We start from the raw sequence: 15,563 nt of genomic DNA on the forward strand, positions 1-15,563 counted from the left end.
AAATGTCACTTTAACTGTGCTATGAAAATGTCACTTGTGTGATCAGAGGTCAGCCTTACCAGGTGACCTCTGCATAGCTATTATGTTGCGAATACATTGCATCTTGGAACGAACTGTTTTTTGTGGTACGCTTATTTTTAGTGTTATCATACGTGGTTTTCCACGGATGATTCTGGGCGGGTTTGCGTGGCGACGCAGAACTCGCCTTTTTTGATCCAGACGTCTTGCGCTGTGGCTTCTGAGTTTCTTTGAGTGCCCAGGGCTGGCCTTGGTGCCACAACAATACATCCCCTGTTAACGTCTCCCGCACTTCAACCGTCGTTTTTGCATCCAGACGAAGGGAAGCAGGCTGGGCAAGGGTATAGCACTTTCCGTTGTACGAGAGGGTGTTTCCGGTCCCGAGTTGCCGATAATTGCGAAGCGTGAACACATGATTTAAATCGATAGACGGATCAAGCTTCAGGTAAGCCGAATCGGTCATTTTTGGCTCTATGGCAAATTTGTGATTGTGCTTCTGCAATAGGCTGGGCAGAGCCGCGTTCGCCTCTTCCAGCGTCTTGATGCCAAGAAGCCGCAGTTCGATCACCAAGCGATCCTGAAATGTTTGCCAGAGGCGTTCTACCCGTCCCTTGGCTTGCGGTGTAATTGCCTTGATGTGCTCAATATGCAAGTCAGCCATCGCTTTGCCGAAGTGGGAGAGCGGTTTGGTCTCCCCAGCGAGCTCTTGCTCGAGCGTCAGCTTTTCGTTAGGCGACCGGAAAATCGTATGCCGATCACTGTAAAGCCCAAGGGGAACCCCGTATTTTTCTATCCCTTGCTGCATGACTAGAGAGTAGGCCTCCCGGCATTCGTTCGGACGAAAGACGGCACCGACAACGGTACCTGTTGCATCGTCAATCGCAGCATGCAGCGTAAAGGATGAAGCCCGATCCTCCAACCATGCATAAGGAGTTGCGTCAATCTGCCACAGCATGCCGGCTTGCGGTTTGCGTTCCCGTGGCGGATGGGCTTTACTGCGACGCCGCTGCTTGGCTTGCTTGAGCCCACTAGCCAGAAGGATACGTCTCACGCTGGAAGCGCTCAGTGTCAACGATTCATGCTCCTCAAGAAGCTCTGCGAAGTGGCAGCAATTGCTTCCGTAATACTTGGCTGTGTACAGCTCAACGATTCGTTCCTTCACTTCATTGGGAAGGGCGTGATGAGGCTGTTTCCCCCGATTCTTGTGTATAAGTTCTTGTGCTCCTTTTCCGGATTGGTATTTCTTCTTTAGCCGAATGACTTGGCGTTCTGATAAACCCAGCGCTGCCGCTCCCTCCCTATTGGTCATCCGCCCATCTATGATTTTCTCCACAACGAGTACCTTCTTCATTTCTGCTTTCGTCAATGTCAATATCTCCTGTCCCATAGTGACATTATCTCAGAACAGTTATAGGGTGACATTATCACAGAAGAACAACATTTTTTATACATTTTTCTTGACTGTTCATGTAATGATATAGTATACTAATACTTGTCGCTGCGAAAGAAAGACCGTAATAAAATGTCGCGGGGTGGAGCAGTCCGGTAGCTCGTCGGGCTCATAACCCGAAGGTCGTAGGTTCAAATCCTGCCCCCGCAACCAATATTTTGCAATAAGCAATGGCGTAGGGGCCCTTAGCTCAGTTGGTCAGAGCGGTCGGCTCATAACCGATTGGTCGTGGGTTCGAGTCCCTCAGGGCCCACCAAAACCGTTGTTTTCAAAGATTCATAGTGTTCGCACACTGATGTGCCGGGGTGGCGGAATTGGCAGACGCACAGGACTTAAAATCCTGCGGTAGGTGACTACCGTACCGGTTCGATCCCGGTCCTCGGCACCATTAATTGAAATGCCTGTACATAGAGAGTTCTGGATGACAGCGGTCATTGGCAGAGCTTTTTTTTCTGTGAAAATCCAAACGCACTCATGAACGATTATCGTCTTTAAAAAGCTGCAGTTTTCTGAGAAATGACCATAAGATGCCCGGTCCACCTTCTTTGAAGGGGCCTTGTTTAAAATCGCTATGTTTCGTCAATGCTGTAAGGTTAGTTGATCTGCATGAGTGGTGCTTGTGGTCCACCTTCGATGTAAATTTGTTTGTTCTTCAGCATGTGGTAAGCAATGATAAGTATCTTACGTGAAATGGCAATGCAAGCTTTTTTCTTTCCTCGTCGTGAAGCAATCTTCCAGAACTTTGTTGCCAAGACCGTGTTTCGTGAGCGAGCGATTGCCCAAGACGCTTCGCATAGTGTCACTTTTGCATGAGGATTGCCTTTTACGCTTTTTGTACTTTTTTTTTGCCTGCACTCTCGTGGTTGCCGGGTGCTACGCCAGCCCAAGAGGCAAGGTGATCTGCGGATGGAAATTGCTCCATATCGGCCCCGATTTCTGCAAGGAGTGCTGCAGCTGTTCGTTCGCTAACACCTGGAATGGTCTGAAGCAGTTCGTACTCCGTACGATAGGGCTCCAAGTGATCGTTAATTTCGGCTTCCAACCGAGCAATGGACTTCTCTAAGTATTCGATATGCTCCCAACAATCTTTAATCAATCGAATTTGATGCGGGGTCATCGTGCCAAAAAGAGAGTCAGTAACTTCACTTTTTTTGTTCTTGATCGAACCCTTGACGCTCGCTTCAACATCTTCCGCGTCAACGTAACCTTTTTCGATTAAGCGTTGCAACAAACTGCGCCCGGATACACCGAATACGTCTGAGATGACACTGCCTAGCTTGACGTTACCTGCTTCAAGATACTTCTGGATTCGGTTTTTCTCCGCTGTTAGGGAGCCGATTCGTTTTTTTCGAAGTCGGCAGAGGTCCCGTAGCTCCCTTAAGTCCTCGGATGGCACAAAGCTGGGCTCAATTAGACCGACTCGAAGCAGCTTCGCGATCCATTCGGCATCACAAACATCCGTCTTGCGGCCAGGAACATTCTTAATGCGCTGCGCATTCGCCAGTACGACGGTGAAGTAGCCTTCAAGGATGTTGTAGACAGGTTTCCAATAGATTCCCGTGCTCTCCATTGCGATGTGTGTAACGCCTTGGGACTCCAGGTACTTAAGCAGTTCGAAAAGATGTTTGGTCATCGTTCCAAAGGTTCGGATCTCGCTGTGGGCCTCCCCCGCAGCATCTGTGGTCATCACACAAACGACGATTGTCTCTTGGTGAACGTCCATTCCAGCACAGCGTTCAAGCAATACTTCCATCTTGGCTTCCCTCCATAACTGAAATACATGACGGCGGATGAATTCGAGCTTGAGCATTTTTCTGTTCGCGGTTCTCTGATTGGGCATACAGAGCCAGCACAGGTTTGTACACAGAACTCATCCTCAACAGTTTATTTGTCGGGGTTACACCACCATTAAAAAGAACGTGTTTCGCGTCATGTAGTAGCAGTATGGGAAATAGGTCCGACCACTAAACCCTCGCTATTTTCATGCTAGGTTTGCGAACGAGAGTTCATGAATGTTTATTTTCATCGATATGGCAAGGAAGCTGCCGTACGCTGTTATATTGCTTATTAATGTGACGAAAGGGGAGGAAGCGGTTATGGCGATAAAGATTCAAGAGGATTGGGCAGCATTGCTGCATGACGAGATTAGGCAGCCCTATTTCAAGCAGCTATGGGGATGGCTGAAGCAGGAGTATGAGCGTACGGTGGTATATCCGCCATTCGATCTTATCTTCTCTGCGCTCCATTATACTTCGTATGCGGACACAAAAGTGGTTATCGTTGGACAAGACCCGTATCATGGACCTGGACAGGCGCATGGACTGAGCTTCTCTGTGCAGCCGGGCGTCCGCATTCCGCCCTCGCTCGTGAACATGCTGAAGGAGAGCGCAAGCGATATCGGCACGACGATGCCGCAGCATGGCTGCCTCATACCTTGGGCGAAGCAGGGCGTGCTGATGCTAAATACGGTGCTGACCGTGCGCCAGGGGCAAGCGGCATCCCATCGCGGCATGGGGTGGGAGCGATTCACCGATCGCATTATTCAGCTGTTGAATGAGCGGGAGCAGCCGGTTGTCTTCGTGCTGTGGGGATCCTTTGCCCAAGCGAAGCAATCCATGATCGATACGAGACGGCACGGCATCGTCAAAGGCCCGCATCCAAGCCCGCTGTCGGCGCACCGCGGCTTTTTTGGGAGCCGCCCGTTCTCGCAAGTTAATGAATGGCTGCGCTCATGCGGAGAAACCGAGATCAATTGGCAGCTTCCTCCCGTTTCCGATATGGCTGTGGAAGAATTGCCGCAAATGGATAAGAACGCCTAGAGTTGACGGAAGCCCTCTGTCTGTGCAGGTCCCGAAACCCAACGGACAGAGCGGCTTCCCTCCATACCGGCCGGGGCTCAGCGGCCTTATGGAAGGAACTGACGGGGCAGGTACGAATAATTTGTTGACAAGAGCACTTCCCGATGATAAGATATGTCTATCGATGTGTTCTGATAGCTCAGTAGGGAGAGCACCATCTTGACAGGGTGGGGGTCGGCGGTTCGAGCCCGTCTCAGAACACCATACTGTTACTGACGACGTCCTTGAATTTTCAAGGGCTTTTTTATATTTTCTATCCTTCTAGCCGCGCTCAAGCCTCCCGGTAATACTCATATATTAGCAGTGATATTTTAAGGTGGGGTTTCTTCAACAACGCAGGAAAGTGAAATCCTTGGGTCTGTCTCTTATGCTCAGTATCCCAATAACGCAGGAAAGTGGAATACACCATCTGCCCTTATCCACTGCAAAGGAAGGTGGTTGTTGGGCGTATAGCTGGGACGAATGGTTCGGTGTAAGGCTCCGTGGAAACCTGACTCATTGGGAGAATGAGCTTAAATCAATTAATGTAAGGATGTTGTCCAGAGGCAATGGGGAATTAGTAATTTGCTAGAAACGGTCGTACTGAGCCAAAGGGAGAATATACAAAAGAACTGGAGAAGGGCCTGCTGTGTCGACGGGAGGATGAACAAAAGGAACGGGAAACGGGGCGAGCGAAAGAACTAAAAGACCGCCTTACTGCAATAGTTCTCTCCAAAATCATGCACCAGGGTTATGGGTCTGGGAAGACGTAATCAGAAAACATAAGCGAAGGGGAGAATATTTAAAAAAGACGGAGAGCGGCTTTTGAACACGGCGAGGGTAAGTAAAGATGGGTTCAGATACTAGGCCGTTCGAGAGCGAATGGAACGGGGCGGTATTCGGGTGTTCAGGTTTAAAAGCACAGGGTTCAGGGGAAAATGCCAATAGTGATTTTTCACGTTGCGGAGCATTCGGAGGGATTACGGATGAATAATCGCATGCAGTGGCTGGTCTTTATGGCTGCGATGGTGAGTATCCTATTGGTTGCTGTCGGCTGTACCGCGTGGGCTCGCGGCGCCGCTCCCTTGCCGCAGCCGGATCGTCTAGGACCGTCTTCACCCGTGATTCAACTGGATGTGTACGGTACCGGCGTCCCGGCCCGTGTATACTCGCCATAACTTGACAGAAGGCCTTGTTCCGGTCCAGAAATTCACTTTCTGCGGCGCTGGAACAAGGCCGTTATTGTGATGATTAGGGCTTCGCGACGGCGCCGCCTCCCTGCTCTTCTTCACGGGCTTGATCGGTATCAAGGAATGTCGTCTCCTCTTCCCATCTGCGGGAGTAAGCCTTCTTGGTGACGAACAGACATAGCCAAATGGTTAGAATGAAGAAAATGACCGATACAATAATGGTGACCATTATTGAATTCAATGCGTTCCCTCCTTCAAATCACTGTGAGATGGATCACATCTAACTATACATGAAATCTAATTTTTTGTATAATGATATCTTATCTAAAACCGAAAAATTGTGCACAATTTTGACAAATGGTTGACAAGGAAGGTGCAGCAATGGCAGCAGAAGTGATTGAAGTGAAAACCGAAGGACAGCTTCAGCAATGTTTGGAGATTCGCAAGGAAGTATTTGTGGAAGAGCAGCAGGTGCCGCTAGAAGAAGAAATTGATGAGTTGGATAACCTGGACGCGGAAAGCAATCATATTCTTATCACGGTAGACGGACAAGTCGCGGCGACCGGTCGTATTAAATGGTTGGACGAGACGACAGCGAAAATGCAGCGCATCGCTGTATTGAAGCCGTTCCGGGGGAGCGGGATCGGCCGTTCGCTCATGGTTGCGCTCGAGCAGCTTGCCCGTTCCATGGGAGCGGAGAAGAGCGTGCTGGACGGGCAGTGCCAGGCAGAAGGATTTTACCACTCGCTTGGCTATACGACTGTGTCGGAAGAGCCATTCTACGATGCCGGCATTCTGCATGTCCGTATGGAGAAGAAGTTATAATATTCCCCAGTTCTCCGGGCAAGCTAAGATAGTCTGCTTGATGCAGAACATCTTCTTCAGGAGGCGAGCGAATGGACAACCGAGAGACGATCGTGGCAGTGCAGAAAAATGGGGATGGCGATTTGACCGCATTCCAGACAAGCACGGGAAGACAGCTGTCCTACGAACAAGCTCTGAATGAGGTTCAGGCGGGGAATATTGCCGGAGTCAATGTCTTCAAAGGCAGAGACGGAGGGATGTATCTGCGCGGGGACGCAGACGGAGACCCGACGAATAATTTGGATAATCTGCCGCTGTTCTGACAGGAGGAATGGCCCGGCAATAGATCACCGGCAAGCGGTGCGCGGTAGCGCTGCTTGCCGTTGCTGTGTCTGCTAGTGAACCTCCATCTGTTCTTGCTGCTTCACGAACCTCATTCGCCCGGTCCGGCCATCGAAGTCCTCCCGTTCGTCCCCATAATGCATCAGCCACAATCTCTCCTGAATGAAATCCGGCAGGGTGAGCAGATCGTCAAGCCCCGCGTGTACTTCGGCTTTACCGCGCAATTGGCAATCGTGGAAGATGGTCGTTACGCCTTGCTCTTGAACGAGCCAACGGAGCAGATCTGGCTGGAACTGCATGTCTGCGCTGTAGAAGAATGTGTCATTGAATAAAAACGAAAAGCTTCGTTTCCCGGGAATATGCGGGGTCTCCAGCAGCTTCACCTTCAAGCCGGGCAGCAGCTCCGAAGTCTGCCCAGGCTCTAACGGTTGCACCTCGAAGGCATCCTCCAGGCAAGTCAAGCCTTCTTGCGTCAACCCGCCCTTGAGCGTATGCTCCCAGAGCGGAGCAACGAGCGGGGCGGCGATGAACATCTTCGGCTTGCGATGGTATCGGAATTTCATCTGGAAAGCGTATTCCTCCAGCCCGCCCACGTGATCGCCATGTATATGGCTGATCAGGACGCCGTCCAATTCATCGAAGGATACGCCCAATTGGTATAGCGCATGGGGGGCAGTGATGCCGCAGTCCACGAGCAGCTTGCCGATGTTCGTATATATTAACGCATTATTATTGAAATATTTTTTGGCGAAGGCACTTCCTGTGCCAATCATTTGTATGCGCAGTGTCATCCAATCCCTCCGTCACGGTTCATCAACAAATTGTCGGCATGATTTTGCTTTTACTCTAACACCTGCATCGGGAATTCACAAGTCAACGAGCGGGCGGAGACAGAGCATGCGGAAACGCCGCGCCGCAAAAAACACCGGAAGCGAAAGGTTTTTTCCGCAACTCTCTATGCTTAGCTGAGTATAACTTAACAACTAAGCAGTTGGAGGTATCGCGATGACAAGCAGAAGAAGAATCGCAGCACTGGCTCTGCTCGGTACCATCATGAGCGGAATGTTCGCAACGGTACAAGTCTCGGCGCAAGAGGCAGCATCGACGGCTACAGTAGGAGAAAAAGTACAGGTCGTCGTCAACGGGAGCACGGTTCAGGACGGGGGGCTTATGGTCGATGGACGAGCGTTTTTGTCCGTTCGCCAATTGAGTGACACGCTGCAGGCGTTCGTCACATGGGATGATGCCAATAAAAAAGTCATTATCGAGAAGCCTAACGTAGATATCCTTTTATCCAAAGACAATTCCCCGTTCGGAAAAGTTCAGACGGGTAAAGCTTCGTTTTCCATATTTGCGCAAGTCGATAATTTTCCTTCTTCCTTAGAGGCCGTAAAATTTACGATTACCGACCCGAAAGGGAATGCGACGGAGATTCAGCAGTTTAACGTCGAGGACAAAAAAGATGACCCTCTCTGGCTGCGTACGGACGATTTCAAGTATGATTTCAAGTCGAAGGGCGACTACCTGATCTCTTGCTATCTCAAGCAAAAGGATGGGGAATTTACACTGGTGTCGCAGAAGAAACTGCCGGCCATCTGATTGCGCACATCCCATTCGTTTCACTAATATGTGAACTTATGAACGGATCATCCGCCGCCTACATACGTGACATCGCTCCTGCTTCGTTGACCTGCCCTTCAGAAAGTGGTACGATACGGAAGTGTAACCAACACATTACCTGAAAACAAAGGAGATTCACGCATGAGCGAACATCAACATAACCATGACCATGACTGTGGCTGCGGACATGATCACGAACATGACGAATTGGTCGTCACACTCGTAGATGAAGAAGGAAATGAGATCGATATGGCTCTCGTTGAGACGTTCAATGTAGGCGAGCAAGTATACGCTCTGTTGCTGGAACGCAACAATCCGGAAGCGGATGGCATCATTGTGCGCGTGGACGAAGAGGATGAAGATATGGTTCTGAATCCGATTGAAGACGACGAGGAATGGGAGCGCGTCCAGCAAGCCTACGATCAACTGGTTGCTTCCCAGGAAGACTAATCTGAGCAATGCAGGTCTTCATCGGCAGGCCCGGTGAAGACCATGAAGCTCCGAGCGGCCGCTCGGAGCTTTTTGCTGCTATCACGTTTGTAATCTGCCGTTGTTGCTCGGAATTATTTCCGCGGATTGAAGTACATGGTCCGGCCGTTGAACAAGGTCAACTCAGCCTTCCATTTCTTCGCTAAATATTTGCACAGCTCGTTGCCTTTTGCTTTGTCGCCATGGGTCGCTCCTTCCGGGAGGACCACCTGCACGCGGGAACGGGGCGGATCTCCCTCCTTCGTCCCGGTGCCGAACACGATATAATGATATTGGGGAGAGGTCCCCTTCAGGTAGAACCAATGCTCTTCCTGTTCGGGCTTCGTCTCGATCGTATACGGGAACGCGGCGTCGGCGTATTCCCATCCCAATTGCTCTCCGGTCAAGCTGGTCTGGTGTTGGTAACTGAGGAGCTGTTCTTTCAGTTCATCCAGTGTGACGGATGGTACGGCCGATCCTTCCACAAATGTAATGAATGCGCTTTGGCTCATCCTTCCACCTCCATGCAACCTCGGATCATCCTCATCATATCATCGCGCCCATCCGTTGGCAATATTTTCATGACGCATCAGAGACAGCCGATCTGCTCCTGTAGATACAGGACAAGCCGCCCATAGCTGGGCGGCTGCTCCTTTAAAAGATCGCGGTTTCTTCCACGATGACTTTGACGTATTCTATATTCCGATCTTCCGGACCCTTGACCGGCAATCCGATGTCGACGTGGTCCCGAATGTAATCGATATTTTGCTGCGAAATGACCTCGCCCGGCAGGAGAATCGGAATTCCGGGCGGATAAACATAAATAAACTCGGCAATAATGCGTCCAGCAGACTCCTTGAACGGGACGACTTCCGTGTCGGCGTAGAACGCATCCCGCGGAATGAGCGAGAGCTGCGGGATTTCCGGTATTTTAACGATAAGCTCTTGCACCTCGTTCTTCTCGAAATGCGTTGCGGACAGCTCCCGCAGAGCTTCTAGAAGCGTCTCTATCGTTTCCCTGGAATCGCCCGGCGTCACGAGGCACAAAATATTGTACATATCGCTGAGCTCGACTTCGAGCTGGTAATGATCCCGGAGCCAATTTTCGGTCTCGTAGCCCGTGATGCCAAGGTGGCGCACGTGAATGGTCAGCTTGGTCGGATCGAAGTCATAGGTCGCTTCGCCCCCAAGAATGTCCTCCCCGAAGCAGTACAAGCCCGGAATCCCGTTGATCTTCACTCTCGCTTCCTCGGCCAGTTCAATGGTGTGCTCCGCGATCGCGTGGCCGTTCAGGGCCAGATTGCGGCGGGACGTATCCAGTGAAGCGAGCAGCAAGTAAGAAGTCGAGGTCGTTGTGAGCATGCTGAATATGGTCTGGACCCGGTACGGATTGACGAGCCCGTTCTTGACATTGACATTGAGAACCGAGCTCTGGGTCATGGAGCCTCCCAGCTTGTGGACGCTGGTCGCCGCCATATCCGCGCCCGCTTCCATCGCCGATATCGGCAGCTTCTCATGGAAGTGGATCAGGACGCCGTGGGCTTCATCGACCAGCACCGGCACGCCGTAGGAATGGGCCAGATCGACAATCTCCTTCAAATTGGCGCAAATGCCAAAATAGGTTGGATTGATGACCAGGACCGCCTTCGCATCCGGGTGCTTCTCCAGCGCCCGGCGGACCGATCGGGTCGTGATGCCGTGATCGATGCCGAGATTGGCGTCCCTTGCCGGCGATACGAACACCGGGCGCGCCCCGGCGAAAATAATGGCCGTCATAATCGATTTATGGATATTGCGAGGCACGATAATTTTGTCGCCGGGTGAACAGACGGACATAATCATCGTCATGATGGCCCCGCTTGTGCCCTGTACGCTGAAAAACGTATAATCTGCGCCAAAGGCATCCGCAGCCAAGGCTTGCGCTTCGGCGATGACGGCTGTCGGCTGGTGCAGATCGTCCAGCGGAGCAATGTTGATCAAATCTATGGAGAAGGCATTTTCTCCGAGGAAATCCCGGAATTCGGCATCGCTGCCGGCGCCTTTTTTGTGTCCCGGAATATGAAATTGAACCGGATTCCGGGCGGCATGCTCCTTCAAAGCGGTAAAAAGAGGCGTCCGATGGTGGTTCATCGCCGTAATCACAACCTTTCTTGCTGAAAATGCAGACATGTCTGCGCACCTTGACGCAAACAATGATAAGTTTAACAAAAACGTTTCGGAATGCAAGCAGTTTTTCGGGACCTCGCAAGAGTGTGACATTTGTCGCATTTTAGTCATTTTCGGTGATATCCAATTATGTTAGGATGAACGTATACATAGGAGGGAACTGTGTCATGAAAAAACAAATGACTGTCGTCGTGCTCATGCTGATGATGGTATTTATCGGATTCGGCATCGTCATTCCGGTTCTGCCGATGATGATTACCGATGCAGGCGCGAACGAAGTGCATCTGGGGCTGATGCTCTCGCTGTATTCGCTCGTATCCTTTATTCTGTCCCCATTCTGGGGAGCGCTATCAGAAAAAGTAGGAAGACGCCCGATCATCCTCATCGGAACGCTCGGCTTCAGCGCCAGTTACGCACTGTTCGGATTGGCCGACGGCTTGCTGTGGATGATGTATGCCTCGCGCTTGCTCGGAGGCTTGTTCTCCGGTGCGGTGACGGCCGTCATCGTCGCATACGTTGCCGACATTACGCCGCCGGAGCGGCGGACGAAGGGAATGGCGATGGTCGGCATGGCGATTGGCCTTGGCTTCACGTTCGGGCCTGCATTCGGCGGCATCATCAGCAAGCTCGGACATAACGCGCCCTTTTTTGCCGCATCGGCCTTGACGCTGCTGACCTGCTTGCTCGGCTTTGCTCTGCTGCAGGAATCGCTGCCGAAGGAGAAGCGGATGCAGCCGCGGGAGGCGGCGCCTTCCCGCTGGACGGCCTTTACCGGCATGATGAAATATTTGTATGTGCTGTCCTTCTTCGTGACCTTTACGCTTGCCGGGCTGGAGTCCACCTTGCTCTATTTCCAGGCGGTTCGCATTCCGGATATTACGGCTGTGGACATCGGCTTCATGTTCTTCTACTGCGGCCTCGCCGGCGCGCTTGTGCAGGGCGGAATCGTCAGACGTTATATTAAGAACGGAGCGGAAAAGAAGACGATCGGCGCCGGGCTGGTCATTTCCGCGCTCGGCTTTTTTCTCCTGCTGCTGTCATCGAATATGGTGAACGCGACGATATTTTTATGCGTCTTCGGAATCGGCAACGCGCTGATCCGGCCATGCGTCACATCCCTCATCACACAGAAGACGACAGTCAGCCAGGGGGTCGCTTCGGGCCTCAATTCATCGATGGACAGCTTCGGCCGCATCGCCGGTCCGCTGCTGGCCGTGGCCATCTTCAAATGGAACGCCAATCTGCCTTATATTGTTGGCGGCATTCTATGCCTGGCGGCCATCGGCCTGCTCGTTCGCTTCTCGGTGGCGGAACGGGCGAAGGCTACGGCCGGAACTTCCATTTAGTCCCTCTATCCTGGACGGCTCATAAGCTTGGACGCAAGGATAAAATAAGGGTGATTCTCCCGCAGAAGCGCGGGCGAATCACCCTTTTGTCTATCCGGTTCGCCGTGGCGCCGAGCTGGCGAAGTCGGGCTGAAGCTACGCTTCCAGGGCCAGCTTGTACAGCGGCATTAGCGCCGTCAGCGTGCGGCGGGCCAGCGCCATGAACGCTTCGCCGTCGGACAGCATCGGATCGCGGGCTGCGATGTTCCGCCCAACGAGCCATTCCGCCTGCTTGACGTCGCGGAAGCGGACAAGCATCTTCTTCAATTCCTCATCGGTGATATCGCCAAGACGGACATTATCTTTTTTCATATGATCCATCGAGATCACGAAATCGGCCGGCACAAGCGAGCGGAACCGCTTCGTATCGTTCAGCATCATGCTCGCGATATTGCGCTTGTTCGCCACTTCATAGATGAAGGCCAGCCAGATGAACACATGGTCATCGAACAATCCGACCTGGAAATGGGGCAGCGACTTGTAGCCGCACTTGTTCGGACCGATGGCAAGCCACGTGTCCTTCGGCGGATTCACAGTGCGCCGGGCATGCTTCGCAATATGTAAAAACATCTCTTGACCGCTCTGCACAGCGGCATCGCCGACAAGCTCTTCGCCTATCGCTCGGAACTTGGGCTGGATCTGTTCGCGGATTCCTTCCATGCGGGCTTCCAGTCCTTCGATAAGGAAAACCTGGAAGTCGGTTGCGTTAAATCCGGTAAATGAAATGCTCATCGTTATCGTTCCTTTCGTGCCGTTGTAAGCCGATTATACCATAATCCGCACCAACTTGAGCGGCGCGAGCAATTCGAGTCAATAACCAAGTTACCGAATCATATGATGGAGTATACGATATCGTAAGTCCAGCGGTATGATGTCAAGTCCCTGATTGATGAGAATTGGAAAATTTCCTTGGCGTGCAGCAGGATCAATCCCAAAAAAGGCATCACCAAACTAGACCCAGTCGAAAATTAAGTAAAATACCATAATTTAACTGGGAATTAGAGAAGAAAATTCTTGAGCCAAGGCATTATTGCTCTGTCGGCTTCACCTTCCTTCTGGGCGTATAGAGTTGGTCGTTGCGTAGCAGCACATCGACCAGACGCACAAGTTTTCTTGCCGTTAAGACGAGGGCACGTTTGTGTTGATGCTTAGGGACTTCATTGAATTTCTTCCGGTAGTACTCCCCGAATTCCGGGTCGCGGTTTTTTACCGAGTTGGCAGCTTCAACAAGGTAGTAGCGAAGGAATCGGTTGCCGGAACGAATGCGCTTTGTATCTTCCGCCTCGAAGGAGCCGGATTGGTGCTTGCGCCACGTCAGACCCGCATACTTGGCCAAGGCGGCTTGATCCGTGAAGCGGTCGATGTCGCCGATCTCGGCCAGGATGCCTGCGGCATAGACCCGATCAATGCCCGGAATGGAACGGAGGCACTGGCTGCTGGAAATGCCGTCTAAAATGCGCTCAATCGCCTTGTCGAGCTCTTTAAGCTGACTCTGGATGCTCCGGATCGACTGAATTGAGGTGCCCAGCACCAAATCAATGGAATCCTCGACAACCTTCGAGAGACGGTACGAGGCCCGAGCCGCCTTTTGAATACAGCGGGCGACGTGTTCGGGATCGGGGAAACGATTTCTCCCCTTGTCCTTGAGATAGTCAGCCAAACGGGCGACATCCATATTCGCCATCTCATCCAGACTATACTTTTCCGAGAGCATTTCCATGATGGCATGGCCGAACACGGAACTGTCCACCTCCGCGCGAAAAGCATTGCACTTGTAGAACAGATTTTGCAAAAAGTATTGCTTCTCGCGGGTAAGGTTGTGTACGAGATGGAATCGCATGCGAGTGAGCCGCTGCAAGGCGATGTACTGTTCCTGCATCACGATAGTCGTCGTGAGTCTGCCAAAACGCAGGCGGTCTGCAATGATCCAGGCATCGATGCGATCGGTTTTGTCCAGGTCGGCATAAGCGTCTTTGAATTTGTTAATCAGCTTCGGATTAATGGTGAACACCTTGGCATTCAATTGTTGAAGGGCCTCATCTTCATGCAAGTACATGGCTGGATGCCAGCTGTAGACGGATGTGGCTTCAAGCCCGATATGAACCTCAGAGCAGGCTGTCTTGACCGCAGCAGAAATGATGCGATCCCGCAAGTAAGAGGCGCCGTGCAGATTGTTGGTGGTCTTGAAGGTCTCCAGGGTGTCGCCATCCGATTTCATCAAACAGGCTTCCAGTTCTTCGGAACTGACGTCAATACCGACAAAAAGCTTCAAGAGAATTCCTCCTTTCTATAAGGGATTCAGGGAACGGACTCTCCGGACTGTCTCCGGCGCACTCGCCGATCAATCACCCTCGCATATGAGAACACGCTTCGGTTCATGAGCTGCCCCGACGCTGCTACAGTCGGGCATGAGTTGCCGAAGGGAACAGCCAGCGGGTAAGAAGTGCAAGCGAGTACCGGAGAAACAGACTTAAAAAGTAGATTGGACTACAGGAGGGAGACGAATTTCCCCGAATGGAACCCTAAGTTCCATTGTCCAGAGACATTCCGGAAAGTCCAGTCCCCATATTAATTTTCAATGTGCAAGCTGGAAATTTTGAAGGCATTCTATGTTCCTATAAAGGACTGGAAAAAGACTCAAAACTGCCTTCAGGAAATACTATACGAGGAGGGATTGCCGTTAACCGCAGTGATGAGGTCGAATACCGCAATCTGGAGCTGCGCTTTGACCGCCGGCAAATCCAAAACCTCATTCGGGATCTGATACAGGAGGGATATTCCTTGTATTGGAGCGAGAATGAGACATTGTTTATCGTGTCTATCCGAACGGGGCGGAAGCTGGTCAAATTGCGTTTTCAACGCTTGCAGGATCGGTTCAAGCTGGTGGGCGACTATACGATACGCGACGAGAAATTATCGGAGTTCATGGAGCGAATGATCGGGCATGTCCGCGGCCATGCGGTCGTGCGCCGGTGCAAGGACAGACAGGTGCTGGTCGAAAATATTATGTTCGGGGAACGGATTCGCCTCGTGGAAATATGCGGACCCGAGCAGCGGGTGCTGTATCAGAAGCGGCCCATTATAACAATAGAGGAGATGGCGGAGGCCTTCGCGTCCACGCAGGCGGAGGAGCGGATAGGCGAGCTTCGGCTTGAGATTGATTATGCCCTGACGGAATTGCATGAGGCGATGCGAACGAATGATGCGGAGAAGGCGGCAGAGTGCAATAATAGACTCGAGCTTCTGCGCCGGGAAATGATTCAGCTCGAATGGTAAGGATGCG

The 15,563-nt window shown here is 51.7% G+C and carries 14 protein-coding genes, 4 tRNA genes and 1 pseudogene; 11 read left to right on the plus strand and 8 right to left on the minus strand.

Translation table 11 applies throughout. The annotated features are described in order from the left end of the window. Positions 1-55: 55 nt before the first annotated feature. Positions 56-1,384, minus strand: coding sequence for an ISNCY family transposase (locus OCY70_RS12370; RefSeq protein WP_261944557.1), 1,329 nt, complete (start codon positions 1,382-1,384; stop codon positions 56-58). A gap of 160 nt (positions 1,385-1,544) precedes the next feature. On the opposite strand from OCY70_RS12370, the gene OCY70_RS12375 reads away from it, so the two are divergent. The 3 genes from OCY70_RS12375 (at position 1,545) to OCY70_RS12385 (ending at position 1,856) form a co-directional block, all read left to right on the plus strand. Beyond that, a tRNA-Met gene (locus OCY70_RS12375) sits at positions 1,545-1,621 on the plus strand. A 26-nt stretch (positions 1,622-1,647) separates the two neighbouring features. Then, positions 1,648-1,724, plus strand: a tRNA-Ile gene (locus OCY70_RS12380). 43 nt (positions 1,725-1,767) lie between these two features. Beyond that, positions 1,768-1,856 (plus strand) — tRNA-Leu (locus OCY70_RS12385). Between the two features lie 205 nt (positions 1,857-2,061). Here the strand turns inward: OCY70_RS12385 and OCY70_RS12390 are convergent. Further along, positions 2,062-3,221 (minus strand): annotated as a pseudogene (locus OCY70_RS12390) (IS110 family transposase). A 343-nt stretch (positions 3,222-3,564) separates the two neighbouring features. Here OCY70_RS12390 and ung point away from each other — a divergent pair. Beyond that, the gene (ung, locus tag OCY70_RS12395) at positions 3,565-4,287 is read left to right on the plus strand and encodes a uracil-DNA glycosylase (RefSeq protein ID WP_213431005.1); all 723 of its coding nucleotides are present in this window, start codon (positions 3,565-3,567) and stop codon (positions 4,285-4,287) included. 167 nt (positions 4,288-4,454) lie between these two features. Next, positions 4,455-4,530, plus strand: a tRNA-Val gene (locus OCY70_RS12400). 1,026 nt (positions 4,531-5,556) lie between these two features. Here the strand turns inward: OCY70_RS12400 and OCY70_RS12405 are convergent. Further along, a complete protein-coding gene (locus OCY70_RS12405) occupies positions 5,557-5,736 on the minus strand; it encodes a hypothetical protein (protein ID WP_133380499.1) in 180 nt (59 codons plus the stop codon). A 140-nt stretch (positions 5,737-5,876) separates the two neighbouring features. Here OCY70_RS12405 and OCY70_RS12410 point away from each other — a divergent pair, with 140 nt between their 5' ends. Then, positions 5,877-6,320, plus strand: coding sequence for a GNAT family N-acetyltransferase (locus tag OCY70_RS12410; protein WP_213431006.1), 444 nt, complete (start codon positions 5,877-5,879; stop codon positions 6,318-6,320). A 71-nt stretch (positions 6,321-6,391) separates the two neighbouring features. Further along, on the plus strand, positions 6,392-6,622 hold the full coding sequence (locus OCY70_RS12415; protein WP_087442190.1) for a DUF3892 domain-containing protein: 231 nt from the start codon (positions 6,392-6,394) through the stop codon (positions 6,620-6,622). A 72-nt stretch (positions 6,623-6,694) separates the two neighbouring features. On the opposite strand, the gene OCY70_RS12420 is transcribed toward OCY70_RS12415, so the two are convergent. Continuing rightward, positions 6,695-7,432: an MBL fold metallo-hydrolase gene (locus tag OCY70_RS12420; RefSeq protein ID WP_213431007.1), complete on the minus strand. Its 738-nt coding sequence runs from the start codon at positions 7,430-7,432 to the stop codon at positions 6,695-6,697. A 214-nt stretch (positions 7,433-7,646) separates the two neighbouring features. Here OCY70_RS12420 and OCY70_RS12425 point away from each other — a divergent pair, with 214 nt between their 5' ends. Together OCY70_RS12425 and OCY70_RS12430 are read left to right on the plus strand one after the other, a co-directional pair. Continuing rightward, entirely contained in the window at positions 7,647-8,240 is a 594-nt protein-coding gene (locus tag OCY70_RS12425; RefSeq protein WP_213431008.1) for a stalk domain-containing protein, read from the plus strand. Positions 8,241-8,402: 162 nt separating this feature from the next. Then, positions 8,403-8,711 (plus strand): DUF1292 domain-containing protein, encoded by a 309-nt coding sequence (locus tag OCY70_RS12430; protein WP_168178910.1) that lies wholly within the window; start codon positions 8,403-8,405, stop codon positions 8,709-8,711. A 113-nt stretch (positions 8,712-8,824) separates the two neighbouring features. Here OCY70_RS12430 and OCY70_RS12435 read toward each other — a convergent pair whose 3' ends face one another. Together OCY70_RS12435 and OCY70_RS12440 are read right to left on the minus strand one after the other, a co-directional pair. Beyond that, positions 8,825-9,241 carry a DUF1885 family protein gene (locus tag OCY70_RS12435; RefSeq protein WP_213431009.1) on the minus strand — a complete coding sequence of 139 codons (417 nt, stop codon included), beginning with the start codon at positions 9,239-9,241 and terminating at the stop codon, positions 8,825-8,827. 142 nt (positions 9,242-9,383) lie between these two features. Continuing rightward, entirely contained in the window at positions 9,384-10,859 is a 1,476-nt protein-coding gene (locus tag OCY70_RS12440; protein ID WP_213431012.1) for an aminotransferase class I/II-fold pyridoxal phosphate-dependent enzyme, read from the minus strand. Positions 10,860-11,062: 203 nt separating this feature from the next. Here OCY70_RS12440 and OCY70_RS12445 point away from each other — a divergent pair, with 203 nt between their 5' ends. Further along, positions 11,063-12,241, plus strand: a complete 1,179-nt coding sequence (locus OCY70_RS12445) for an MFS transporter (RefSeq protein ID WP_213431010.1) — start codon at positions 11,063-11,065, stop codon at positions 12,239-12,241. A gap of 135 nt (positions 12,242-12,376) precedes the next feature. Here the strand turns inward: OCY70_RS12445 and OCY70_RS12450 are convergent, their stop codons facing one another. Both OCY70_RS12450 and OCY70_RS12455 read right to left on the minus strand, forming a co-directional pair. Next, complete coding sequence (locus OCY70_RS12450) at positions 12,377-13,012, minus strand: YktB family protein (protein WP_213431011.1); 636 nt, start codon at positions 13,010-13,012, stop codon at positions 12,377-12,379. 295 nt (positions 13,013-13,307) lie between these two features. Then, a complete protein-coding gene (locus OCY70_RS12455; protein ID WP_261944499.1) occupies positions 13,308-14,552 on the minus strand; it encodes an IS110 family transposase in 1,245 nt (414 codons plus the stop codon). Positions 14,553-14,941: 389 nt separating this feature from the next. Here OCY70_RS12455 and OCY70_RS12460 point away from each other — a divergent pair, with 389 nt between their 5' ends. Further along, entirely contained in the window at positions 14,942-15,556 is a 615-nt protein-coding gene (locus OCY70_RS12460) for a hypothetical protein (protein WP_213431241.1), read from the plus strand. Positions 15,557-15,563 lie beyond the last annotated feature (7 nt).

This window comes from Paenibacillus melissococcoides, assembly GCA_944800085.1.
GTDB classification, from domain to species: domain Bacteria; phylum Bacillota; class Bacilli; order Paenibacillales; family Paenibacillaceae; genus Paenibacillus_B; species Paenibacillus_B melissococcoides.